Origin of the sequence: Myxococcus sp. CA005, from assembly GCF_006518205.1 — a bacterium.
Lineage (GTDB): Bacteria > Myxococcota > Myxococcia > Myxococcales > Myxococcaceae > Myxococcus > Myxococcus xanthus.
The window spans coordinates 60,673-85,343 of record NZ_SRLV01000025.1; the positions used below are offsets into that span (position 1 = coordinate 60,673).

13 protein-coding genes are annotated in these 24,671 nt (G+C 68.9%); 6 read left to right on the forward strand and 7 right to left on the reverse strand.

What is annotated here, in order from left to right:
- The first annotated feature begins 328 nt into the window (after window positions 1–328).
- Genes hppD through FMQ63_RS13700 form a run of 3 tightly spaced genes read left to right on the forward strand, consistent with a single transcriptional unit; the run spans window position 329 to window position 3,149 of the window.
- Window positions 329–1,393 carry a 4-hydroxyphenylpyruvate dioxygenase gene (gene hppD / locus FMQ63_RS13690; RefSeq protein ID WP_011552853.1) on the forward strand — a complete coding sequence of 355 codons (1,065 nt, stop codon included), beginning with the start codon at window positions 329–331 and terminating at the stop codon, window positions 1,391–1,393.
- Window positions 1,394–1,423: 30 nt separating this feature from the next.
- On the forward strand, window positions 1,424–2,761 hold the full coding sequence (hmgA, locus tag FMQ63_RS13695) for a homogentisate 1,2-dioxygenase (protein ID WP_020478780.1): 1,338 nt from the start codon (window positions 1,424–1,426) through the stop codon (window positions 2,759–2,761).
- Between the two features lie 7 nt (window positions 2,762–2,768).
- Window positions 2,769–3,149: a Rieske (2Fe-2S) protein gene (locus tag FMQ63_RS13700; protein ID WP_011552855.1), complete on the forward strand. Its 381-nt coding sequence runs from the start codon at window positions 2,769–2,771 to the stop codon at window positions 3,147–3,149.
- A 9-nt stretch (window positions 3,150–3,158) separates the two neighbouring features.
- On the opposite strand, the gene FMQ63_RS13705 is transcribed toward FMQ63_RS13700, so the two are convergent.
- From FMQ63_RS13705 to prtB, 3 genes are all read right to left on the reverse strand, one after another.
- On the reverse strand, window positions 3,159–4,571 hold the full coding sequence (locus FMQ63_RS13705; RefSeq protein WP_011552856.1) for an MATE family efflux transporter: 1,413 nt from the start codon (window positions 4,569–4,571) through the stop codon (window positions 3,159–3,161).
- A 385-nt stretch (window positions 4,572–4,956) separates the two neighbouring features.
- On the reverse strand, window positions 4,957–5,784 hold the full coding sequence (locus FMQ63_RS13710) for a serine protease (protein ID WP_011552857.1): 828 nt from the start codon (window positions 5,782–5,784) through the stop codon (window positions 4,957–4,959).
- 3 nt (window positions 5,785–5,787) lie between these two features.
- Complete coding sequence (prtB, locus tag FMQ63_RS13715; RefSeq protein WP_011552858.1) at window positions 5,788–6,585, reverse strand: M57 family metalloprotease PrtB; 798 nt, start codon at window positions 6,583–6,585, stop codon at window positions 5,788–5,790.
- Window positions 6,586–7,012: 427 nt separating this feature from the next.
- Between prtB and FMQ63_RS13720 the strand changes: the two genes are divergently transcribed.
- A complete protein-coding gene (locus FMQ63_RS13720) occupies window positions 7,013–8,191 on the forward strand; it encodes a DUF6068 family protein (RefSeq protein ID WP_011552859.1) in 1,179 nt (392 codons plus the stop codon).
- Window positions 8,192–8,269: 78 nt separating this feature from the next.
- On the forward strand, window positions 8,270–9,391 hold the full coding sequence (locus FMQ63_RS13725; protein WP_026113953.1) for a hypothetical protein: 1,122 nt from the start codon (window positions 8,270–8,272) through the stop codon (window positions 9,389–9,391).
- Between the two features lie 126 nt (window positions 9,392–9,517).
- On the opposite strand, the gene FMQ63_RS13730 is transcribed toward FMQ63_RS13725, so the two are convergent.
- The gene (locus FMQ63_RS13730) at window positions 9,518–10,297 is read right to left on the reverse strand and encodes a TetR/AcrR family transcriptional regulator (protein ID WP_011552861.1); all 780 of its coding nucleotides are present in this window, start codon (window positions 10,295–10,297) and stop codon (window positions 9,518–9,520) included.
- Window positions 10,298–10,463: 166 nt separating this feature from the next.
- On the opposite strand from FMQ63_RS13730, the gene FMQ63_RS13735 reads away from it, so the two are divergent.
- Complete coding sequence (locus tag FMQ63_RS13735) at window positions 10,464–12,713, forward strand: excinuclease ABC subunit UvrA (RefSeq protein ID WP_011552862.1); 2,250 nt, start codon at window positions 10,464–10,466, stop codon at window positions 12,711–12,713.
- Between the two features lie 77 nt (window positions 12,714–12,790).
- Here the strand turns inward: FMQ63_RS13735 and FMQ63_RS13740 are convergent, their stop codons facing one another.
- Genes FMQ63_RS13740 through FMQ63_RS13750 form a run of 3 tightly spaced genes read right to left on the reverse strand, consistent with a single transcriptional unit; the run spans window position 12,791 to window position 24,604 of the window.
- Complete coding sequence (locus tag FMQ63_RS13740) at window positions 12,791–17,458, reverse strand: MupA/Atu3671 family FMN-dependent luciferase-like monooxygenase (protein WP_011552863.1); 4,668 nt, start codon at window positions 17,456–17,458, stop codon at window positions 12,791–12,793.
- A gap of 40 nt (window positions 17,459–17,498) precedes the next feature.
- Window positions 17,499–18,320: a S9 family peptidase gene (locus tag FMQ63_RS13745; protein WP_225888819.1), complete on the reverse strand. Its 822-nt coding sequence runs from the start codon at window positions 18,318–18,320 to the stop codon at window positions 17,499–17,501.
- Window positions 18,321–18,337: 17 nt separating this feature from the next.
- Complete coding sequence (locus FMQ63_RS13750) at window positions 18,338–24,604, reverse strand: type I polyketide synthase (RefSeq protein WP_011552865.1); 6,267 nt, start codon at window positions 24,602–24,604, stop codon at window positions 18,338–18,340.
- Window positions 24,605–24,671 lie beyond the last annotated feature (67 nt).

The following is a 24,671-nucleotide window of genomic DNA, read 5'->3' on the forward strand; positions in this document are numbered from 1 at the left end:
CTAGCGATGCAGCCTGCCGCGTCCTGGCTGGATGCGTTCGGCCGAATCGCGATGAAGCGGGGTGGCAAGCGCTCGAGTCGCGCCCAGCGTCGTGCCGTGAACAGCCCTCCGCCGTCCGGGCGCCACCTGTCCCCAGGGGAAGTTGATGGAGGATTCATGGCGCGGCGCGCTGTGAAATGCCCTGACAGTCTCTGGCTGGACTTTGTACTTTTTATGCAGGGGAGCCGTCCCTACGTTCGCGAGAGGAAGCGCTCCCGACCAGGGGGCGCTTCGGCGACTCGCGCGGGCCGTGAAGGCCCGCGCCCCAGCAACGCACGGAGGCGGCGTCATGGCGGATACGGCAGAGAACCCTCTTGGGCTGAATGGCTTCGAGTTCGTGGAGTTCACCAGCCCCCAGCCCGAGGTGATGGAGCACCTCTTCGAGCGGCTGGGGTTCACCGCGTACTCCAAGCACCCGTCCAAGGAGCTGGTCCGCTACAAGCAGGGCGGCATCAACCTGCTCATCAACCGCGAGGCTTCCGGGCAGGCCGCTGAGTTCCGCGCGGAGCACGGCCCGTCCGCCAGCGGCATGGCCTTCCGCGTGGCGAACGCGCGCACCGCCTACGAGATGGCCCTGGAGCGTGGCGCCAAGGCGGCGGACCCGGAGCGGGGCTCGCTGGGCGAGGGCTCCTATGTCCTGGAGGGAATCGGTGGCAGCCTGCTGTATCTGGTGGACCGCCACGGGGAGAAGGGGACGCTCTATGACTCCTGGCAGGAGATTCCTGGCGCCGAGGCGGCCGAGGCGAAGAACAGCGTGGGCCTGGAGACGCTGGACCACCTGACCCACAACGTGCGCCGCGGGCAGATGCGCACCTGGTCGTCCTTCTACAACCGCATCTTCGGCTTCACCGAGCAGAAGTACTTCGACATCAAGGGCCAGGCCACGGGCCTGTTCAGCCAGGCGATGATCGCCCCGGACAAGGCCATCCGGATTCCGCTCAACGAGAGCCAGGACGACAAGTCGCAGATTGAAGAGTTCATCCGCCAGTACAAGGGCGAGGGCATCCAGCACCTGGCGCTCACCACGCCGGACATCTACGACACCGTGGAGCGGCTGCGCGCGCGCGGCGTGGTGCTGCAGGACACGCTGGAAACCTACTACGACCTGGTCGACAAGCGCGTCCCCAAGCACGGCGAGGACCTGGCGCGGATGCGCAAGAACCGCATCCTCATCGACGGCAGCGAGGAAGAGGGCCTGCTGCTCCAGATCTTTACCGAGAATCTCTTCGGGCCCATCTTCTTCGAAATCATCCAGCGCAAGGGCAACGAGGGTTTCGGGAACGGCAACTTCCAGGCGCTCTTCGAGTCCATCGAACTGGACCAGATTCGCCGCGGCGTCATCAAGGTCGACTAGTCCGCTCGCCGCGCTTGCGAGGAGAATCCGGTGACCACCCAGCCTTCCTCCGAGGTGTCGCCGGGGAGCGTCCTCAAGACGGCTCCCGGCGCCTATCTGTCTGGCTTTGGCAACGAGTTCGCCACCGAGGCGGTGCCCGGCGCACTGCCCGAGGGACAGAACTCACCCCAGCGGGCGCCGTTCGGCCTCTATGCCGAGCAGTTGTCGGGCTCGGCCTTCACGGCCCCGCGCCGGGAGAACCGGCGCTCGTGGCTGTACCGCCTGCGGCCCAGCGCCAACCACCCTGCGTTCCAGCCGCTGGCGCAGGGACTCTTGCGCAGCGGGCCCTTCGACGAGGTGCCCGCCTCGCCCAACCGGCTGCGGTGGAGTCCCCAGCCCCCGCCGGCCCAGCCCACTGATTTCGTGGACGGGCTCGTCACCTACGCGGGCAACGGGGACGCGGCGTCAGGGGCGGGCATCAGCATCCACCTGTACGCGGCCAACCGCTCCATGGTGGACCGGGTGTTCTTCGACGCGGACGGTGAGCTGCTCATCGTCCCGCAGGCGGGGCGGCTGCGGCTGGTGACGGAGCTGGGCGTGCTGGACGTGGCGCCGGGCGAAATCGCGGTGGTGCCGCGCGGGGTTCGCTTCCGCGCGGAGCTGCCGGAGGGCCAGGCCGCCGGCTACGTCTGTGAGAACCACGGTGCGTTCTTCCGGCTGCCGGACCTGGGGCCCATTGGGGCCAATGGACTGGCCAACCCGCGCGACTTCCTGACGCCGGTGGCGGCCTTCGAGGACGTGGACCGGCCCACGGAGGTGGTGCAGAAGTTCCTGGGGCGGCTGTGGTCGGCGCGGTATTCGTACTCACCGCTGGACGTGGTGGCGTGGCACGGGAACCTGGTGCCGTACAAGTACGACCTGGCCCGCTTCAACACCATCAACACGGTGAGCTTCGACCATCCGGACCCGTCCATCTTCACGGTCCTCACGTCGCCCAGCGAGGTGCCGGGCACGGCCAACTGCGACTTCGTCATCTTCCCGCCGCGGTGGATGGTGGCCGAGCACACCTTCCGGCCGCCCTGGTTCCACCGCAACGTGATGAGCGAGTTCATGGGGCTGGTGCACGGCGTCTACGACGCGAAGGCGGGCGGCTTCGCCCCGGGCGGCGGCTCGCTGCACAACTGCATGAGCGGCCATGGCCCGGACCGGACCAGCTACGAGCAGGCCATCCAGGCGGACCTGAAGCCTCACAAAATCAAGGACACGCTGGCCTTCATGTTCGAGTCGCGCTGGGTCATCCGTCCCACGCGCTTCGCCATGGAGACGCCCGCGCTCCAGCAGGACTACGACGCGTGCTGGGCGGGCTTCCAGAAGGCGAAGTTGCCTTGAGGGCCGCGTGAGCACGGGGGGGGAGACGGCGGGGCGCAAGCGCGTCTGGTCGACGCCGGCCAACGTGAAGCTGCTCCCGGTGAGCGCCCTGGAGGACCCCGGGGCGCGCAACCTCGTCCTCCAGATTGGGGACGCCTTCTTCCACGGCTTCCTGGTGCGCAAGGGTGACGCGGTCCACGGCTACGTGGACCGGTGTCCCCACGCGGGTCTGCCGCTCGCGCGCGAACTGGACCGCTACCTGACGCCGGACAAGGGGCTCATCGTCTGTGCCTGGCACGGGGCTCTGTTCCAGGTGGAGGACGGGCTGTGCGTGGGCGGGCCGTGTTCGGGCGGGCGACTCACGCCGTGGCCGGTGACGGTGCGTGACGGCATCGTCGTCACCGGCTGAGCACGCGGCTCAGGCGTGCGCTGCGACGGGCGCGGCCTCCGCCTCCGTCTCCGCGTCGAGGGAGACCAGGACCTGCTTCTCCCAGGCGCGGCTCTTCCAGCGCAGCCACATGGTGATGCCGCGCACCCATTCATCCGCGGCCACCGCCATCCACACGCCGGCCAGTCCCAGGCCCATGTGGAAGACGAGGTAGTAGCCCAGCGGCAGGCTCATGCAGACCATGGACGCGATGCCCATGTAGACGGTGAATGTCGCGTCACCCGCGGCGCGCAGGGCGTTGATGAGCACCAGGTTGAAGCAGCGCCCCGTCTCCAGCGCGAGCCCGATGACGATGACCTGCGCTGTCAGCCGGACGATGTCGGCGTTCTCGGTGAAGAGCGAGACGATGGGGACGCGGAGGAGGACGACGGCCACGTCCACGACCAGGGTGATGGCCAGGCCCCACTTCAGGCTGCGCAGGGCCTGCTGGTACGCGTCGTCGGCGCGGTTGGCGCCCACCAGCCTGCCCACGATGATGGACGTCCCCATGCCAATGGCCAGGCTGCACAGGAAGACATACTGGGAGATGGCGTGTGCGTACTGCCGGGACGCCAGCGCCACCGCGCCCAGGAACGTCACGTAGTACAGGAACACCGTCTGGCAGCCCTGGTACGTGGCCTGCTCGAAGGCGGAGGGCAGGCCGACCTTGAGAATCTTGCGGACGTAGTCCTTGGAGAACGTCACGTAGTCGCGCGGCGCCATCTTCACCGGCATCACCCGGTACAGGACGTAGACGAAGACGCCCAGCGCGATGGCCCGGCTCACGACGGTGGAGATGGCGGCGCCCGCCACGCCCATCGCGGGGAAGCCGAAGTGGCCGGCGATGAGCACGTAGTTGCCACCCACGTGCAGCACGTTCATTCCCAGCGAGACGAACATGGACGCGCGCGTGAAGCCGTAGGTGCGCAGCAGCCCGGCGAAGACGTTGATGAGGGCCTGGATGAACAGGAAGCCGCCGACGATGTGCAGGTACGTCTTGGCGTACGCCAGCATGTGGCCCTGAAGGTTCATCCCGCCCAGGATGGCATCCCCGCTGAGCAGCAGCCCCGCGCTGACGGTGATGCCGAGCGCGAGGTTCAGGGTGACGGCGATGGCGGAGATGCGCGCGGCCTCTGTCTGCCTGCGCGCGCCCAGGTACTGGGCCACGACGATGGCCGCGCCGTGACCCACGACCTCCATGATGAGGATGCAGATGAAGACGTACTGATTGACGACGCCCACCGAGGCGACGGCGTCATCCGACACGCCGCTGAGCATCAGCGTGTCCGCCGTGCCCATCATCATGAAGAGCAGCAGCTCCAGGAAGATGGGCCACGTGAGCCGGAACAGCCCCAGCGACGGTGCGCCGTGTGGATCGGCATTCGGGGATGCTGCGACTTCCATGGTGCGTCGACTCCGAGAGGCGGGCGCGGCAATGCCTCGGCTCGCGCCAGCGTCTCGCATGTCGCGCAGAGCGCGTCGAGTGACATCGAGGTGTGGGCGCCGCTGCTTGATTGGCGTTCAAACAGCAGGAGCCTTTTGCTCGTCTGCCCGACGACGCGATGGCGCGGTGAGGCGTGCGGATGAGGGGCACGGCGTGCCGTGGCAACGCGGGCTCATCCTGGGCGCCAGACGCCGCGAGCGAGCGGCTGGCCGCTCGTTCGCCTCGTGGAGTCCGTATCGTGAGTGGAGTGACACGAGGTGGTCGACAGCGGCCCGGACGGCATGGGCGCACCCGGGGGCTCCAACGCCTGCCGCGGACCGGTGACAACTCGCACCGTTCTGGCACTCAGGGCGCGAGCCGCGCGGATGGGGCGTCCGCCCCCTTCGTGCGAGTCGCAGTGGACGGCACGGCGATGTCTTCGATTTGCAGATACGCGGAGGCTTCGACGATGACTTCCGCGGGCGCGCCCCGGTTGGAGCCCCGGCCGTTGACCTCACAGTCTCCGTCGGTGTGGACGCCCAGCAGGTGCCCTTGCTGGTTGAGTACGCCCGCGCCGGAGCTGCCGACCAGCGTGTCCAGGTCCCCGTAGAAGATGAGGTTGTTGCACGCGTCCAGATAACGGCCCTCGGCGATGACCTTGGGGCGTCCGCGAGGGTGCTGGATGATGGCCAGTTGCTCGGTGGCCTGGGCCGTCAGCGGGATGGGCGTGACATCCGGGAGGACGTCGAGCTGGATGAGCGCGTAGTCCGGCTCCATCGACTGCTCGATGACGGTGCCCTCCGTAATCAAAGGGTCGCCGTCCGCGTCGTCCTCGAAGTTGAAGACAATCAGCGGGATGTCCCCGAGGTTGACACAGTGGCCCGCGGTGAGCACCACGGGGCCCGCGCTTGCTTGAATCAGCGTTCCGGTGCAGCGCCCGTCAATGAGCACGACGGCGTCTTCCCGGTCCTGGATGATGTCCGAGAGCTCGCCGACGTAGCTGTTGATGGGGGTGAAGTCGAGCGTCGGACCGCACTGCGCGAAAGCACGAACCTCCGGACTGGCGGGTGGCTCACAGACCGCAGGCTCGGCCGGCTCGGACCGTCCTCCGCAGGCGGTGAGGCCCAGGAAGACGGTCCCAGCGAGGAGCGAACCCCACAGCGTCAGGTGGAAGTCTGTGGGGTGTCGCGCCATGACTCAGTACAGGTACTGGAGCGCCGTGACGTCGGAGCTCTTGAAGTTACCCGTCTCGGACGAGCCGAAGCAGGAGTTCATGAGCGAGCCGCCGCGGGTGGCCGTGGTCGGCGTGCCCGGGATGTGGATGGCGCCAACGCCCGCGGTGCCTTCGTTGGTGGCCGCGCCGCCGCAGCTGATGCTGCGGTTGTAGTAGTCAGAGTGGCGCAGGCCCACGGCGTGGCCCAGCTCGTGGGTCACGACGTGCTCGACCACGGCCACGCCGTAGGTGGCCGTGCCGGTGCCGATGTTGATGATGCCGTAGGGACGGCCGCCGGAGGGGAAGCCCGCCGAGCCGCCAGCGCCGGACATGGTGCGTGCGGAGATGGTCGCGCTGCAGCCGGAGCCGCCGCGCTGCATGGTGAACGACAGGCCCAGCGCGTTGTAGTTGGCGATCGCCCGGTCCAGGGCGGACATCAGCGTGGTGTTGGCGGCGTACGCGGAGTTCGGGACGATGCAGATGCGGGTGATGGAGGCGGCGACGAGGTTCGTCGTGCGGTACTGCTCCTGCGTCTTCAGGTCCGTCTGGAGCATCTCGCGGGACGCCTCGAGCGTCACGTGCGCGTCGCGACCCACGTACACCTGGCCGTCGGAGAGCAGGATGTCGTCCGCCGGGAAGCCGGCCTCGACCAGGTTGGAGATGATCTCATCCTGCTCGTGCTGCGAATCGGCCTGCACGTCAGTGCCGCAGCCCGTCAGCATCATGCTACCGGTCACCGCGAGGACTGCAGCTCCCTTGAACATCTTCTTGAACATGGGCATCGGAGATTCCTCGTCCGTTTTGACTGCGGGGGGACGCGCCGTCCGCCTGGTATCCACCAGCCGCGGCGAGACGCGTCCCGGCCCTTGAGCAAATGGTAGGCCAATGAGTCCCGCAGAGAGAGAAACAAGGAATAGTTGACTAGCGTGGAGTATCTGCGCTCCAGGCCCGCGTCACGGGCGCGTAAATAGAGTTGACGCCAGTCGCCGCAAACCCGCGTGATTGCTTCGGGTTCCATGGATATGGTCGGGCGTTTCGAAACCGCACAGTGATGTCTGGTTATCGGTCACCTGCCCCATGGGGCAAAGACACCCCAGGCATGATCTGACTCAAGTGAAAACAAACTACGACCCTGTAATGGGCTGGGAAAGGACACTTCCCTCTGACGAGAGGTGCGCGTGAATACACTGTCGGTGTATTCAGTCGCATATGCAAATGCGCCACGTCACCTGTCCTGTCGCCGCGCTGCTGGGCGCGGCCCTGTCGTTCCTTTCTGGCTGTGGGGGCACGATGTCGAGCAATCCCTCGCCCATCGACGCTCAGAGCCAGACCGCCACTTCTCAGCAGGCCGCGGAGGCCTGGAAGCGTGCCCGCGTGGGCGATCGCGTCACCTATGCCTTCTCCGCGACCCAGGGCCCGACCCCCCGTGCGGCTGACGCCGCGCGCACGCTCGACGGCCAGTTGACGCTGGATGTCGTGTCCGTCCAGCAGCCCTGGGTCTATGTGCGGGTGGCCTTCACGGACGCGGCGGGAAATCCGTTGACGCAGACGCGGCTGGCGCGGGACCTGGTGGTTCCCGTGCGCTCGGACATGACGCGCTCGCTGGACGTGCCGCGTCCAGGGCAGGTGACGGCGGAGCGTCCTTCCTTCTCCGGGCGCAACTGGGAGGCCACTCGCTATGTCAGCGATCAACGGCCCGTGGACGGTCCGCTGCGCACGCGCGTGTATGCCAATGATTCGGCATTGCTCTACCTGACGCGCGGCCTGCTGGAGGCCAGCACGGAGTCCGCCGGGTTCCGGACGCCGGGCGGCATCAGGCTGTCGCTGCGTGAGTTCCAGGAGGGCTCCACCGGGGCCAGCGCCCCCGTGCCCGCGCTGGAGCGGCCCCTGGGGCCCGGCGCGTACTACGACAGGAAGGTGGACATGGCGCCCACGCACGAGGTGCTGCGCGTGTGTTTCACCGCGGAGCGCGGCTACATCCTGCGCGCGGAGGGCCCCTTGGGCACTGGGAGCGAGCCGTGCGCCGACTTCTCCAAGGCGGAGCCTGAGTCCCTGGAGGAGGTGGTGATGGGCCTTCCTTGGGAGGCGCTGGTGTCAGGCGAGTGGCCTCCCTCCAAGGACGGCGCCCGTGGCACCTTCACCGTGGGAGACCGGAACGTGCCCTCCATCACGGAGCAGCGCACGGAGGACCTGGAGGGCACGCAGCACGTCTTCATGGACACCTACGCGGCGGAGCCCTGGGCGCCGGGGCTCGCGGGCCTGCCGTATGAAGCGCGCTTCCAGTCGCTCTCCAGCGGCTCCGAGCGCGTGGGCCCCGGGGGGCAGCGTGAGTTCGCGGGCGGCAGTCGGATCGTCCAGTGGGGCCCGTGGCTCGGCGGGCAGCCGTGACGGTTCGGTAGCCTCCAGAAAGAGGCCCCGGGGCCATTGCGCTGAGCGGAGCTACACTGGGTGCGGACTGGAGGCGTCATGCACCTTGTGAGATTTCGTCGGCTGCCCGCGCTCGTGCTTCTCGGACTTTCCTTCGCCGGTGGGATGGGGTGCTCGGAGGACGACGGGGGTGTGGACACGCCCAACCCCCTGACGAATCCCAAGGATGGGCCTCCCGCCGGGAATCAGAACCCGGAGGCCACGTGCGCCATCCCGGCCGAGGCTGGCCTCGCGGATGTCGCCCGGCCCACCACGGTCGTCGGCACGGGCAGTCCGGAGAGCTGTACCAGTGACGCGTTCATCCAGGCCGTGGCGCGGGGCGGGGTCATCACCTTCGACTGCGGTCCCGAGCCCGTCACCATCACCCTGGAGCGGACGGCGAAGATCTTCAACGACACGGGGCCGGAGATCGTCATCGACGGCAAGGGGTTGGTGACGCTGAGCGGGGCGGGGCGGCACCGCATCCTGTACATGAACACCTGCGACCGGGATCAGGTGTGGACGACGGCGCACTGCCAGGACCAGGACCACCCTCGGCTGACGCTGCAGAACCTGACGTTCGTGGATGCCAGCTCCAAGACGGAGGCCGAGTTCGACGGCGGCGGCGCGGTCTGGGTGCGCGGCGGGCGCTTGAAGGTCATCAACTCCCGGTTCTTCAACAACGTCTGCTCGGATGTGGGACCGGACGTGGGCGGCGCCGCGCTCCGTGCGTTCAGCCAGCACCGGAACCAGCCCGTGTACGTGGTGAACACGACCTTCGGGGGCAAGGCTGGTTACGGCGGTGCCTGCTCCAACGGCGGTGGCATCAGCAGCATCGGCGTGTCCTGGACCATCATCAACAGCCTGTTCTCCCACAACCGGGCCGTCGGCAATGGCGCCAATCCCGCGCGGCCGGGAACTCCGGGAGGGGGCAGTGGCGGAGCCATCTACAACGATGGGAACACGATGACGCTGTCACTTTGTGGCACCCGGATTGAGCACAACGAGGTCAATGCGCACGGCAGCGCCATCTTCTTCGTGAGCAATGACCACTCGGGAGATATCCGCATCGACCGCTCCGTGATTCGGAACAATACGGGCGGGTCGTGGTACCCGACGCATCCACAGATTTCGAATCACGATGACACGCCCATCGTCGTGACGAACTCCACGATTGAGTGACCAATCGCCCGCCTGCCGCGCAGCCACGCCGCCTCGCGTCTGAAGAGCGCAGGGCGGAGAAGGCAGATGGTCCCCCCGTCGTAGGCCACCCAGCCACAACAACCTTGACGCTTACTGCCTGGCGGCTCAGCGCCGCTTCTTTCCCGGTGCCTTTCCGTCAATGAGTACCGCCAGTCCATCGAGCACTCGCTCGAGACCGAAGGCAAACGCCCCCCTGGGGTCGTGTGCCCCGTAGGTCTCTCCCGCGGTCTTCCCGACGCGGGACAGGACGGGGTAGGGCGTGAAGTCGATGGTTTCGAGGAAGGGGGCGACGCGGTACCACCACTCCTCGTCCGTCATGCCGGTCAGGTCCTTGACCATCTTTTCCCGGGCCGCGTTGCGGACCGCGCCGTGGACGTAGTCGAGGACCAGGGTGATGATCCGGTCCATCTCGAGGTCCGTGAGCCCCAGGCCTTCAATGGCGCTCAACGCGATGTCTGCGGAACGGAAGGTGTTCGGGCCCAGCACAGTGCGGTGGGTCGCGAGTGGAATCACCCACGGGTGGGCCAGGTAGAAGTCGCGATAGTCCGTCGCCACCCGCGTCAGGTTGGCGCGCCAGTCGGCGGGCTTGAAGACGGGCCGGTCCTTCAGGATTTCGCCGGACACGACATCCATCATCAAGTCCAACAGCTCGGCCTTGCCGGGGATGTGCGTGTAGAACGACATGGGGGAGATGCCCACTGCCTCCGCGACGCGGCGCGTGCTGACCGCTTCGAGCCCCTCGGCATCCGCGATGGTGACGGCGGCTGACACCAGCTCCGCGACGCTGGCCTTCGCCTTCGGGCCGCGCTTCGGTGCCTCGGTTCGTCCCCATAGCAACTGCAGTGATTTCAATGGGTCGCCCCGACCGGAAATCTCGTCGCTCATCCGTACCTCAGGATAACTATTTACAGTGTACGGGGTTGTTGTGCTAAACCTCGTGCGCCGTACGAAGTTACGGCGTAGCTGAAAAGATGTCGAGCGATTTGCGGGAAGCCTGTTCGTGGACGTGCCGCGTCCGCGGGCAGGGCGTCACTCTAAGGAGAGGCCAATCATGTACGGCTCCATCAAGATTCGCGGGGCACGCGAGAACAACCTGAAGAATGTCTCGCTCGACATCCCCAAGCGGAAGATCACGGTCTTCACGGGCGTCTCGGGTTCGGGCAAGTCATCCCTGGTTTTCGGCACCATCGCGGCTGAGAGCCAGCGGCTCATCAACGAGACCTATCCGGCCTTTGTGCAACAGTTCATGCCGCACTACGGCCAGCCGGACGCGGAGAGCCTGGAGAACATCTCCGCGGCCATCATCGTGGACCAGCAGCGGCTGGGAGGGAACTCACGCTCCACGGTCGCCACCGTCACCGACGCCGCGCAGATGCTCCGCGTGGTGTTCTCACGCCTCGCCGAGCCGCACCTGGGCAGTCCGGGCTTCTATTCCTACAACGACCCTCGGGGGCTTTGTTCGGAGTGCGAGGGAATCGGTCAGGTCGCGTCCATGGACATGGACGCCGTCATCGACAAGTCCAAGTCCCTCAATGAGGGCGCCATCCTGCCCAAGGACTATGCGGTCGACAGTTGGTACTGGGCCATCTACGCACGCTCGGGCTTCTTCGACGTCGACAAGAAGCTGTCCAAGTACACGAAGGAGGAGATGGAGAAGCTCCTCCACCTGGACGACGGCCGGAAGATCAAGCTCGACAAGATGAACCTCACCTACGAGGGCCTTGTCCCCAAGCTGCGCCGGACGCTGGGTGCCAAGGACCCTGAGACGGTCCAGCCGCACGTCCGCGCCGAATACGAGCGCATCTTCACCCGAGCCACCTGCCCTTCCTGCAAGGGTGGGCGGCTCAACCAGGCAGCGCTCGGCAGCCACATCCAGGGGAAGAGCATCGCGGAGTGCTCCGCGATGCAGGTGTCGGACCTCGCCGCGTTCGTCCGGAAGATTGCCGCTCCGTCCGTGGGGCCCATGCTGGAGGCCCTGGCCCACCGGCTCGACAACCTGGTGACCATTGGCCTGGGGTACCTCAGCCTCGACCGCGAGAGTTCGACGCTGTCGGGTGGAGAGAGCCAGCGGGTGAAGATGGTGCGGCACCTGGGCTCCAGCCTCACCGATGTGACGTACATCTTCGATGAGCCCAGCGTGGGGCTCCACCCGCACGACGTAGGTCGGCTCGCGGGCCTGATGCAGCAACTGCGCGACAAGGGCAACACCGTGCTCATCGTGGAGCACAAGCCGGACATGATTGCCATTGCGGACCATGTGGTCGACATGGGGCCCAAGGCCGGCAACAAGGGTGGACAGGTCGTCTTCGAGGGCACCTACGAGGGGTTGCTGACCTCGGGCACGCTCACGGGCAACCACATGAAGAAGCACCAGCCGCTGAAGACCACGCCTCGAAAGCCCACGGGGCAGCTTCAAATCAAGGGCGCCCGGCTCAACAACCTCCAGGACCTGTCCGTTTCGATTCCGCGAGGTGTGCTCACGGTGGTGACGGGCGTGGCGGGTTCGGGAAAGTCGTCGCTGATTCAGGGCTGCCTGCCCAAGGCGTACCCGGAGACCATCATCATCGACCAGAACCTGGCTCGGGGCTCGCGCCGCTCCAACACCGCCACGTACACCGGCATCCTCGACAACGTCCGCAAGGCCTTCGCCAAGGCGAACAAGGTGGATGCCGCGCTGTTCTCCGCCAACTCGAAGGGTGCTTGCCCGGACTGCAGTGGCCTGGGCGTCATCTACACGGACCTGGCGCACCTGGACCCGATGGTGACCGTCTGCGAGACGTGCGAGGGCAAGCGGTTCACCGAGGAGGTGCTGGCGCACCGGCTGCGCGGCAAGTCCATCAGCGACGTCTACGAGATGGCCGTCAGTGACGCGGTGGCCTTCTTCACCGAACCGGCGATCGCCAAAATCCTCCAGGGGCTGGATGACGTCGGGCTCGGCTACCTCACGCTGGGGCAGCCGCTGTCAACGCTGTCGGGCGGTGAGCGCCAGCGGTTGAAGCTCGCCGCGGAGCTGGGCCGTTCTGGGAACATCTACGTGCTCGATGAGCCCACCACGGGACTGCACATGAACGACGTGGACACGTTGATTGGCCTGTTCGACCGGTTGGTGGATGCCGGGTCGACGGTCATCGTCATCGAGCACAACCTCGACGTGGTGTCCCGCGCGGACTGGGTCATCGACCTGGGGCCCGGCGCCGGGCATGAGGGCGGACAGGTCGTCTTCGAAGGACTTCCGGCTCAGCTCGCCGCGCACCCGCGCTCGCTGACCGGGCAGCACATGGCCCGCCGAGGCAAGGCGTAACGGCGGGCCCGCCGGAGCGGCGCGAGACACCTCGCACCGCTCCGGTCGACGCGTACGGCTCCGGCGGCAATGGACGTCTACCGGCGGCGGCGCTGCTGCATCGCCCGGCGAGCCGCGGCCCGGGCCTCACCGCGCGCCGCGACTTCCTTGAGCGCTTCTTCCTCGCCGCTGTCACCCGACAGGAACCCGGAGAGGGTGCGGATGGTGGGGTAGCGGAACAGGTCCACCAGCGTGAGGGGTTTCTCCACCTGGGCCTTGAGCTTCTCCAGCACCTGCACCATCAGCAGCGAGTGGCCGCCCAGGTCGACGAATTTGTCCTCCACGCCGACCTTGTCGAGCTTGAGCACGTCCTGCCAGATGCTGGCAATCAGCGCCTCCGTCTCGCCTTCCGGCCGGACCAGCTCACCGCGCGCCTGCGCCTGCTCCGGAGGTGGCAGGGCCTTGCGGTCCACCTTCTTGTTCGGCGTCTGGGGGAAGGTGCTCAGCGTCACGAAGGACTGCGGCACCATGTACTCGGGCAGCCTCGTGCGCAGAAACTCGCGCAGCGCGTCCGCCGCGGGCGGCTCGCCCGGCTTCGCGATGAGGTAGGCCACCAGCCGCTTGTCGCCCGGGATGTCCTCGCGGACGATGACAACCGTCTCCCGCACCGCGGGGTGTTCGCCCAGCCGGGATTCGATTTCGCCCAGCTCGATGCGGAAGCCGCGCACCTTCACCTGGTGGTCCAGCCGGCCGATGTACTCCACCAGACCGTCGTGCCTCCACCGCGCGGCATCACCGGTGCGGTACATCTGCGCGCCTGGCTGGGAGGAGAACGGGTCCGGCACGAAGCGCTCGCGGTCCAGCTCCGGACGGTGGTGGTAGCCCCGCACCACGCCCTCGCCGCCGATGTACAGCTCACCCGCCGCGCCAATGGGCAGCGGACGCTGCTGCGCATCCAGGATGTAGAACTGCGTGTTCGCGATGGGCGTACCGATAGGGACGCCTTCGCCCACGTTCTTCACCGGGTGCGTGGAGGACCAGATGGTCGTCTCGGTGGGGCCGTACATGTTGATGACGTCGCCGGACACCGTCTCGGAGAGCTGTCGCGCCAGCGGGACGGGGAAGGCCTCGCCGCCCACCATCATCTTCTTCAGCCGCTTGAGGCCCTCGCGCGAGCGCTCCTCGGCCAGGAGCATGCTCGCCTGGGACGGCGTGCACTGGAGATGCGTCACCGCGTGACGCTCCATCAGCGCGGGGATGGAGCCGTCGAGTTCGGGCTCGGCGCCCGGCTGGCCCACGCCCGAGTTGGCGCGCTGGCGCACCTCGGCCAGCAGCGGCAGGTGCTTCATCACCAGCTCCGTGGGCACACCGAAGTCCACGAGGCAGGCAATCTCGTCCACGTCCAGTCCCTTGAGCCGGTCCACGAGCGCGACGCACGCATCCACGCTGCCGAACAGGCCGGAGGACTGGAAGTAGCGCTCGAAGGAGAAGTCGAGAAGCGCGTCCATCTCCTCGGCGGACAGGTGGTCGGTGCCGAAGTTGCCGTTGGCCAGCGTCGTCTGCGCCTTGAAGGCCGGGAAGCTCCAGGCCGCCTCCTTGATGAGGCCCACCGACGACCTGAGGTACGACTTCATCGGCTCGCGGACGACCTCCTTCACGGAAGCCTCGGAGTCACCGACGAAGGTGTGCAGCATCAGCGACACGGTGCCCTTGCCGGGGTGGCCGGCCTTGGCCCACGTCTCCCGGTAGAGGGCAATCTTCTGCGCCACCTCTTCCACCGACTGGCCCAGCAGGTGGGTGAGGACGTGGCAGCCCGCGCGCGCCGCTTCCTCGAAGGTCTCCGGGTTGCCCGCGGTGGTGACCCAGATGGGCAGCTCTTTCTGCACCGGGCGGGGCAGGGTGCGCAGCTTCACGGTGTGGCCCGTGCCGCTCTTCGTCTCCAGCGCCTCGCCACGCCATAGCCGGCGCACGTCTTCAATCTGCTGGAACATGATGCGCTTGCGGTCCGGGAAGGTCTCCGGACGCAGCGCGAAGTCGTTGGGCTGCCAGCCCGCGGCGAACGAAATGCCCACGCGGCCGTGGGAGATGTTGTCCACCACGGACCAGTCCTCGGCGATGCGCAGCGTGGGGTGCAGCGGCGACACGAGGCTGCCGGCGCGAAGCTGCACGTTGCGCGTCACCGCCGCCAGCGCGGCCGACGTCACCGCCGGGTTGGGGAAGAGTCCGCCGAACGCGTGGAAGTGCCGCTCCGGCGTCCACACGGCGCAGAAGCCGTTCGTGTCCGCGAAGCGCGCGCTCTCCATGAGCAGGTCATAGCGTCCCTCGGGACGCTCGCCTTCATCACTGGAGAAGTAGAAGAGACTGAACTCCATGGCGCGCGAGGCGTGCTTGCCGGCCTGCGCCGTGTCGTGCCGCTCCGCGTGCAGCACCACCGTGAAGCCGCGCGTGAGCGTCCAGAGCAGCTCCAGCACGGAGATGTCGAAGTTGAGGCTCGTCACCGCCAGCCAGGTGCCGCGCTCCGTGCCCAAGCGCTCGTCCATGCCAACGCCGAAGTTCACGACGTTGCGGTGTTCAATCATCACCCCCTTGGGCTTGCCCGTGCTGCCCGAGGTGTAGATGACGTAGGCCAGGCTGTCCGGCGTGGCCGGCGGCGTCTGGGCCTCCGGCGCGGCGGCGATGCGCTCCCACTGCTGGTCCACCGCGAGCACGGCCTTCGCCGCGGACGGCACGCGCGACAGCAGCCGCTCCTGGGTGAGCACCAGGTGGCAGCCCGCGTCCTCCTCCATGAAAGCGATGCGCTCGGCGGGATAGGCCGGGTCCAACGGCACGTAGCAGCCGCCCGCCTTGTGCGTGGCCAGCACGCCCACCATCATCTCCAGCGAGCGCTCCATGAAGATGCCCACGCGCACGTCGCGGCCCACGCCCGCGCCGCGCAGGTGCCGTGCGAGCACCTCGGCGCGCGCGTCCAGTTCGCGGTAGGTCAGCGAGGTGCCCCGGCAGATGAGCGCGGTGTCGTCCGGCGTGCGCCGCGCCTGGGCCTGGAAGAGCGAGGCCAGGGTGGCGTCGCGGGGGAAGTCCCGCCGCGTGTCGTTCCACCGGGCCAGCAACTGGCGCTCCTCCGCGCCCAGCAGGTCATGCTCGCCCACCGCCTTGCCCGGCGCGTCCCGGAGCGAGGCGAGGAACGCGTTGAGCTGCCGCGCCACGTCGTCCACGCGGGCCTTGTCCACGCGCGTGGCATCAAAGTGCAGGTGGGCGTGTCGGCCCTGCGCGTCCACGTCAATGACGAGCGCCGCGCCACCCACGGCGGGGTTCGCCGCTCCGATGCGCAGCGCGACGGGATACGCCACTTCGCCGCCGTGGCGCTGGAGGTTGGAGAGCTGCGCGGAGCGGCCCAGGGCGTCGCGCGCGAGCACGCCCTTGTCGCGCAGTTGCGTCAGCGCCTTGCGGAAGGCACCCGCGGCCTGCTCCGGCGCATCCTTCATCGGCAGCTCGATGCGCAGCGGGAGCTGCGAGGCGAAGAAGCCTTCCACGCCTTCGATGTGGGCGCGCGTGGACGCATCCGCGTAGCCGACGTCGAAGCGGGGCTCGGGGGACAGGCGCGCCAGGAAAGCCATGGCGGTGAAGAGCAGCCGCTCCTCGGGAGGCAGGTCCGTGACCCAGCCTGGGGTAAGGTCGCTGGCCTCGAACTTCAGTGTGTGCGTCCCCACGTCCTTGGAGCTGCCGCCCAGGAAGGACAGGTCCGGTGGCGCGAGCGTCTCCAGGCGACGGAGGAAGAACGACTCCGCCTTGCCCGCCTGCGTGCCCACCTCGGTCAGCCGGGCGCGCAGCTCCGGAGCGGCGGCGGGCAGGGCGTCACCCCGGGCAAGCATTCGAGCGCCGAGCACGTCGGCCCATGACAGCGGCGCGCCGCACAGCCCCTTGGGGCCCTTCAGCGTGAGGTCTCCGCCCTGGAGCGCCACCGTCAGCGCGTCACCCTCGATGTCGAGCACGGTGCCCGGGGCGGACTCGGATGCCGGCTCGGCGCGGCGGGCCTCGGAGATGGCGATGGGCCCGTTGCCCAGCCAGACCTTCGCGAAGGACAGCGGGTTGGGGTAGCCGCCGTAGTCGAGCGCCGATACCAGCGCGTGCGCCACGTCCACGTCTCCGTGGAGGTCGACGACGCCCGCGGCCTCCGGACGCTGCGCGAGGCCGAAGTAGCTGCGCTGCGCGAAGTCCTGCTCCTTCGCCTCGGACGTGCCCGCGACCAGCTCTTCCGCGAGCTCCGCGAAGGTCTCCATGCCCAGCGTGTAGCAGCGGGCGTTGAGGCTGAAGGCCGTCTCACCGGGGGCGATGTCGAAGAGGCGCTGCTTGAGGATGCGGCCCTCGTCCGCGCCCTTCGTCATCTCGTGCCACGTGACGCCGTGCTGAGGCTCCCGGTTCAGCAGCGCCCACGACGTGACATTGAGTCCGGCGTAGCGGGGCAGCGGGCCGTCATGGAAGTTGATGGCCATGCGCCGGGGCAGGCGCAGGATTTCGTCCTTCACCATGCTCAGGTTGACGATGCTGAAGAGCCAGTCGAAAGGCGCCTGGGACAGGAAGGGCAGGGCCTGCTCGCCGGGCGGCACGTGCGGCACGCCCTGCTCCTCCGCCCACTTCTGGAGCGCGGGCTCGCGCGTGACGAGCCCGAGAATCCGGACGCCGCGCTCGGTGAGGGCTTGTGCACAGGGAACGACGAGGGTGCCCTCGCCAATGATGAAACAGTTGGGCGACTCCGGAGCCGCGCTCATTCAGTGCCTCCTGCGTTGCTGCGATTCGGGTGTTCCCCGCTCACAAGCCCAGGCCCTGCCGGGCGTCGGCGAGCGCGGGGGGATGCTTCAAAAGCTCGGCGTGACCGATACCGGGGTACGTCTTGAGGGGAGCGCGAAGCCCACGGCTGACGCGCTCGCCCTGGACGGGGGGCAGCGCGCTGTCGGCGCCTCCATGCAGCACGAGCGCGGGCGGGAGTCGCTTGGGTTGCAGCAGCGGCTGGTTGTCGTACCGGTGCCGCCCGACGAGGCTGCCGATGAGCCCCATGCGCCCCACCTTCATCGCCTGGAACGGCGCGAACAGCACCAGGCTCCGAGCGGGCGTCTCCTGCGCCCGAAGCGCGTGGGCCGCCGCGAGCGCCGACATGGTTCCCATGGAGAAGCCCACGAGGTGGATGTCCTGCGCCGCGGCAGGATGTGTCTCCGTCAGCCAGCGCATGGCGCTCGCGGCGCTGTCACGGAGTGCTTCGGGGGAGGGCTTGCCCGGCGAGCCGTCGAAGCCGGGGGGCGCGATGGCGGCCAGCCCGAGCCCACGGCCTTCGTCCAGCGAGAGCAGGACGGACTTCGCCTCCGCGAGGTACCCCGGGGTGTTGCCGCCGAAGTACACCAGCCACCGCGTCTCACCCGCGGAGGGCGGCCGCGTCAAGGCGACGAGCCTGGGCGGCGCGTCGGGGCCTGTCACCGTCCATCCCTCCGAGGCCAGGCGCGCCCGTTCCTCCGCCGATAGGGGCGCGCCGGTGTAGGGGAACGGGCCCGGGAGATCCGCGTCGTCTCGAGTCAACCCCACCATGAGTATCCCCACCGCCAGCACGGCGGCTGTGACCAGCGGGAAGCGCTGGTTCACCCTGAAGCGCGCCCCTCTCACTTCGTGCCCACCCGGCGCGCCTCGTCACGCGTGCCGCGCTGTGCATCGTCCAGCGCTTCGCGGAGCAGCCGCCCCAGGACATGGACGTTGGGCTCGCGCACCAGGCTGTCGTGGTCGCCCGGCACCTCGCGGATGTTCAGCGCCGGCACCAGCGGCTCCCAGCCCAGGCTGGTGCCCATGTGCGCGTAGATGGCGTGAATCTCCTGCGCGCGGAACAGCGTCACAGGACCGGCGTAGGGGCTGGGGACGTAGCGGCTTGCCAGGGCCTGGAAGCGCTCGGTGAGCTGGAGGTTGCGCAGCTCGATGGGCAGCGCTTCTCCCCGCTGCTCGTACCAGCGCAGCTTGAGCTGGCTCAACAGCCGGGTGCCGTCGCGCTCCACCTTGGTGCGCAGCTTCCGGCTGACGTAGCTGGCCGCGCCCTCCCGGCGCAGCTCCCGCAGGCGCTCATGGAGGGACTGGCGTCGCTCCTGGGTGGACGGGTGGAAGGTGTCCAGGAACGCGACCAGCGCCACCGGCTCGCCCAGCGCGTGCAGCCGCTGCGCTATTTCGTAGGCGACCACGCCGCCGCCGGAGTAGCCGCCGAGCAGGTAGGGCCCGTGGGGCTGCACCTGACGGATGCTCTCCAGGTAGATGGACGCCATCTCCTCGATGCTGTCGGCCGGAGGCAGCTTGCCGTCCACGCCACGCGCCTGGAGCCCGTAGAAGGGCTGCTCCTTGCCGAGCGTCTGCGCCAGCTCGCGGAAGTTGAGGACGTTGCCGCCCGCGCCGTGCACGCAGAAGAAGGGGAGGGTATTGCCGCCCTTCTGGATGGTGACCAGCGGAGACCAGCTCTTCGGCACCGCCTTGACGCCCGGGGCCTGCGCAGCCGGCGCCGCGTCACCCGGACCCGCGTCCGGCGTGAAGGGAATCCCGGCGGCCTCACGCACCAGCGCGGCGCACTGCTCCAGCGTGGGAGCCTCGAACAGCGTGGCCAGCGTCAGGTCCGCGCCCAGCGTCTTCTTGATGCGCGCGAACAGGCGCACCGCGATGAGCGAGTGTCCGCCCAGCTCGAAGAAGTTGTCCTTGAGCCCCACCTTCGGCGCACCGAGCAGTTGCTGCCACAGCTCCGCCAGCTTGCGCTCCACGTCGTCGCGCGGTGCGTCCGCGGCCGCCACACCGGACGGCGCGCCTGCCTGGGCCGTGGCCGCCGCCGCCGCCGCGGGCTTCGCCTCCTGCTTCGGGCGCATGCGGGCCGCGAGGGTGTGCAGGTCCATGGAGCTGACGAAGAGCGCGGGCGTGTCCTCGAGGGACAGCGCGCGCAGGAAGGCGTCCTGACCTTCCGCTGGCTTGATGCCCAAAGGCAGCCAGCTCTCCAGCAGTGAGCCCTTCTTCTGCGGCGAGCGGCCGAAACGCCGCGCCTCGACGGACGCGACGAGGTAGCCCTCGATGGCGCAGAAGACATTCCCGTCCGTGTCGGTGAGCGTGACGTCGAGCAGCGCCCCGCGGCCTTCCTCCTGGCGCACGCGGACGTGGCTCAGCGCCACCTGGGGCCAGGGGCCCCAGACCTGGAGTTGCCGGTAGGAGACGGGCACGTGCAGCTTCCCCGGCTGTCCCGCGTCGGGGAGCAGGGAGAAGGCGAAGCCGGAGGCGATGTCCAGCAGCCCGGGCGGAATCCCGTACGTCGACAGGTCCTCGCGGTAGGCGGCGGGCAGCTCCAGACGGCCCAGGGCCTCGGACGTGCCGAAGCCCGCGCTGCGCAGCACCTTCCAGCGTGGACCGAACGCGATGAGCGCGTCCTGCGGCAGGGACTGCTCACCCTCGCCGAAGGTCAGCGGCCGCTCACCACAGCGAACCTTCGCCGCGGACACGTTCAGCGCCGTGGGACGCTGGCCCGTGGCCTGGTGGAGCCGCGCGGTGGCGTGCTCCGTCCATGCGTTTCCGGCCGCGCGGCTGCGCACGCGGAAGGTGAAGCCGTCGCCCTCCGGCGCCAGCCCGATCTCCACCTCCCGTACCTCGCCGTCCGGGACGTCCAGCGGTGACACCAGCGAGAGCTGCGACAACTCCAGCGGCTCGCCAGGACGCGCCAGCGCCCAGGCGGCGCGGGCCAGCTCGACATAGGCCGTGCCGGGGAGGACGGGGCCTCCGCCGCGCATCCGGTGCTCATCCAGCACCCAGTGGGCCTTCGCGTCGTAGATGGCGCGGAAGACGTGGTGCCCTTCGGGGGCCTCCACGCGCCGCTGGAGCAGCGGGTGGATGACGGACTCGCCGGGCGGCAACTGCGGCGCGAGCTGCGCCGCGGCCATGCCGACCTCCTGCCAGACGCCCCAGCCCAACGCGAGTGCGCGCTTCGCGATGCCCGTGGCCTCCAGCCGTGTCGCCTGCGCCAGCAGGTACGCGTTGGCGGCGACGTAGTCCACCTGCCCCGGGGGCCCAAGCCACGCGCTCGTCGACGCGAAGCTGACGAAGAAGTCCAGGGCCGCGCCTTGCAGCGCTTCTTCCAGCGCGAGCGCCCCCATCGCCTTGGGCGCGAGCACCCGCAGGGCCGAGTCGCGCGTTTTCGCCTCCAGCGGCCCGTCCTCGAGCGTGCCCGCCGCGTGTACCACGCCATGCAAGGCGCCGAAGCGCTCCCGCACCTGGGCGATGGCCGCGCGCAGTTGGCCGGCGTCGGTGGTGTCCGCCTTGAGCAGCAGCACCTGCGCGCCAAGTCCTTCCAACGTGCGCTGAAGCTCCGCGTGCGACGCGCTGGCCGCCGACCGCGACACCAGCGCGAGCCGGGCCTTCACCTTGCGAGCGAAGAGCTCGGCGAGCGTGCGGCCGATGCCGCCCAGGCCGCCCGTGATGAGGTAGACGCCCTGCTCACGCAGCGGCGTCGGGCCCTCGTCCAGCGCCGTCCGCTCCATCACCTGCACCAGCCGGCGTCCACCGCGCAGCGCCACCGGCGCCTCGACGTCCGGGCGCAGCAGCTCGTCCGCGAGCTCCCGCGCCTGGCCCATCACGTTGACCACCAGTTGCAGGTCCACCACGCGGGCCTTGAGCTCGGGAAGCTCCTTGGGGCCCACGAGCAGCGGACCGAAGCTGAGCGCCTGCTCCGGGCTCGTGGCGTGTCCTTCGGCGGGCAGGGCCTCCTGGGTCACCCGCATGTAGCGCAGGCCCGGAGGCAGCGACTCGGAGGTCAGGGACTGCATCAGCGCCAGCGGCGTGAGGAAGTACCGCGACACCGCGAGTTCCCAACCCAGCGGGGCCTTGTCCCGGCTGGTGATGTCCACGATGCGAGGTGGCACGCGCCCCTCGGCGCCCAGCGCATCCCAGAGCGCTTCCCAGTCCTCGCGCGCGTCGAACCGCAGGGTGAAGTGCCCCTCGTCCGCGCGGCCAAAGGCATCGCCCGGCAGCACGCGCATCACCTGGGCGCCGCGCGCCGACAGCTCGCGAGCCAGCTCGCTAAGCAACAGGTGCTGCTCGCCCACGAGGAGCCAGCGCTCGTTCTCCGTTGGTGCCTCCGGCGCCGCGCCGGCCTGCTCGCGGAAGCGCGGCACGTAGCCCCAGCGCGACACGTTCTCTTCACGCACCAGCGGGCGCTCACCCTCGCGCCGCGCCATGAAGGTGCCACTGCCTGGCTCCACCCAGTGGCGCTCGCGCTCGAAGGCATACGTGGGCAGCGCCACGCGGCGCCGCTTCTGGCCATCGAAGAGCGCGGCGGCGTCCAGGTCCACGCCCGCGGCCCAGAGGCGGCCGAGCGCGAGCTGGAAGAACGCCAGGTCCGCCACGGTGTCGTTGGGGTGCCGCAGTGACGGCACCAACTGCTCGGCCTGCGGCTTCTCTACCTGGGCGCGCAGCAACTGCGTCAGCGTCTGGCCAGGGCCGACCTCCAGGTAGACACGCGCCTTGTCCGCCAGGAGCACGCCCGCGCCCTCGGCGAAGCGCACCGGCTGACGCAGGTGCCGCACCCAGTAGTCGGGCGACGTGGCCTCCTCCGGCGTCACCCATGTCCCGGTGACATTGGAGATCCACGGGCCGGTGGGCTTGGTGAAGCGCACCGTGCCCAGGAACTCACGGAAGGGCGCGAGGATGGGCTCCAGCATGCGCGAGTGCGCGGCCACGCGGATGTGCAGCCGCCGCGCCTCCACCTCGCGAGCCTTGAGCTGGGCCTCCAGCGCTTCGATGGCGGCCACTTCACCGGAGACGAGGCACAGCCCCGGCGCGTTGTGCGCGCCCAGGTCCAGGCCCTCGCCCAGCAGCGGCTTCAGCTCCGCCTCGGGCATCTCCACGCTGAGCATCGCGCCGGCGGGGAGCTGGTCGAAGAGGCGGCCACGGCAGGCGACGATGCCCAGCGCGTCCTTCACGGAGAAAACGCCGTTGAGCTGCGCGCAGGCGTACTCGCCCATGCTGTGGCCCATGCAGGACTGCGGCGTCAGGCCACGCGCCTTCCACAGCGCGGCGAGCGACAGCTCCACGGACAGCAGCGCCGGCAGCGCGTACGTGGCCTGCTCCAACTGGGCGCGCGCTTCCTTCTCGGCGCCGGCCTCCGGGAAGAGCAGGGGCCGCAGCTTCAACGACTGGTGCTGTTCGAGCAGCGACAGGCACTCATCCAGCGCGCGGCGGAACACGGGCTCCTGCTCGTAGAGACCCTTCGCCATGCCCGGGTACTGCGCGCCGCCGCCCGGGAAGAGGAAGACGACGGAGCGGCCCTCCGCCTCCGTCTGTGCCTGGGCCGTCCGTGCGGCCTCTGGCTGTGACAGCAGGCGCACGGCGTCCTCGCGGGACGATGCCACCACGGCGCGGCGATGCGCGAAGCGGCGGCGGCCCTCGAGCAGGGTGTACGAGGTGTCACCCAGGTTGGGCGCGTCGGCTTCACCCAGCCGCGTGGCCAGCCGCTGGGCGGCGCGCTCCAGGGCGGCGGGGGTGCGCGCGGACAGCCACAGCGTTTCGAAGGGACGCGCGGCGGACGTCTGCGGCTGCGCGGGCGCCTCCTCCAGGATGACGTGCGCGTTGGTGCCACCCACGCCCAGCGAGTTCACCGACGCCCGGCGTGGCCGGCCCTTGGCGGCGGGCCAGTCGCGCAGCGCGGCGTTCACGCTGAAGGGCGAGCGCGCGAAGTCGATCTGTGGGTTGGGTTTCTCGAAGTGCAGCGTGGGCGCCATCTGCTTGTGGCGCAGCATCTGGACGACCTTGACGAAGCTCGCCACGCCCGCGGCCGTGTCCAGGTGGCCGATGTTCGTCTTCACCGAGCCGATGCGGCAGAACCCGCTCTTCTGCGTCTGCGTGCGGAAGGCCTGGGTGAGGGCGGTGATTTCAATCGGGTCGCCCACCGGCGTGCCGGTGCCGTGGCACTCGATGTAGTCGATGGAGTCGGCGCTGATGCCGGAGACGTTGAGCGCCTCCACGACGGCGTCCGCCTGCCCGTCCACGGACGGCGCCAGGTAGCCCACCTTGCGCGCGCCGTCGTTGTTCACCGCGCTGCCCTTCACCACCGCGTAGATGGTGTCGCCATCCGCCAGCGCGTCCTCCAGGCGGCGCAGCACGATGACGCCCGCGCCGCTGCCGAAGAGCGTGCCCTGGGAGCGGTGGTCGAACGCGCGGCAGTGCCCGTCCGGTGAGAGGATTTCTCCCTCCTGGTACAGGTAGCCGCGGTAGTGCGGCAGCTCCAGCGTGACGCCGCCCGCCAGCGCCAGGTCGCACTCGCGCGCCAGCAAGCTCTGGCAGGCGGAGTGGATGGCGACGAGCGACGTGGAGCACGCCGTCTGCACGTTGAGGCTGGGCCCGCGCAGGTCCAGGCAATACGAGACACGGGTGGTGAGGAAGTCCTTGTCGTTGCCCGTATGCCGCACGAGGAACAGTCCCACCTGTTCCATCAGTTGCGGGTTGGTGAAGAGGTTGTAGGGCATGTACGCGTTCATGCCCGAGCCGCCGAACACGCCGACGGGCCCCTTGAACCGCTCCGGCGGATGGCCGCTGTGCTCCAGCGCTTCCCAGCACACTTCCAGGAAGTGGCGGTGCTGCGGGTCCATGAGGGACGCCTCGCGCGCGCTGAAGCCGAAGAAGCCCGCGTCGAAGTCCTCCAGGCCCTCGTACACCATGCCCGACTTCACGTAGTTCGGGTCCTGGAGCAGCGCCGGGTCCACGCCCGCGCTCAGGAGCTGCGCGTCACTGAAGTGCGTGACGGACTCGACGCCGTCGCGCACGCGGCGCCAGAACGTGTCCACATCGCGCGCTCCAGGCAGTCGCGCGGCCATCCCCACCACCGCGATGTCTGGCGAATCCGCAAGCCCTTCAACGTCTTCCGTCATGACAGTAGTCCTGAAAAGTACCGCTTCCAGCAGTTCAAATCAGCACAGTTTGAGGAGGGTCGAACCC

Coding starts and splice junctions, on each gene's coding strand:
- prtB (WP_011552858.1), bottom strand. CDS start 6,585: ATGCCCATGTTCAAGAAGATGTTCAAGGGAGCTGCAGTCCTCGCGGTG.
- FMQ63_RS13735 (WP_011552862.1), top strand. CDS start 10,464: ATGTACGGCTCCATCAAGATTCGCGGGGCACGCGAGAACAACCTGAAG.
- FMQ63_RS13725 (WP_026113953.1), top strand. CDS start 8,270: ATGCACCTTGTGAGATTTCGTCGGCTGCCCGCGCTCGTGCTTCTCGGA.
- FMQ63_RS13750 (WP_011552865.1), bottom strand. CDS start 24,604: ATGACGGAAGACGTTGAAGGGCTTGCGGATTCGCCAGACATCGCGGTG.
- hppD (WP_011552853.1), top strand. CDS start 329: ATGGCGGATACGGCAGAGAACCCTCTTGGGCTGAATGGCTTCGAGTTC.
- FMQ63_RS13730 (WP_011552861.1), bottom strand. CDS start 10,297: ATGAGCGACGAGATTTCCGGTCGGGGCGACCCATTGAAATCACTGCAG.
- FMQ63_RS13710 (WP_011552857.1), bottom strand. CDS start 5,784: ATGGCGCGACACCCCACAGACTTCCACCTGACGCTGTGGGGTTCGCTC.
- FMQ63_RS13720 (WP_011552859.1), top strand. CDS start 7,013: ATGCAAATGCGCCACGTCACCTGTCCTGTCGCCGCGCTGCTGGGCGCG.
- FMQ63_RS13740 (WP_011552863.1), bottom strand. CDS start 17,458: ATGAGCGCGGCTCCGGAGTCGCCCAACTGTTTCATCATTGGCGAGGGC.
- FMQ63_RS13705 (WP_011552856.1), bottom strand. CDS start 4,571: ATGGAAGTCGCAGCATCCCCGAATGCCGATCCACACGGCGCACCGTCG.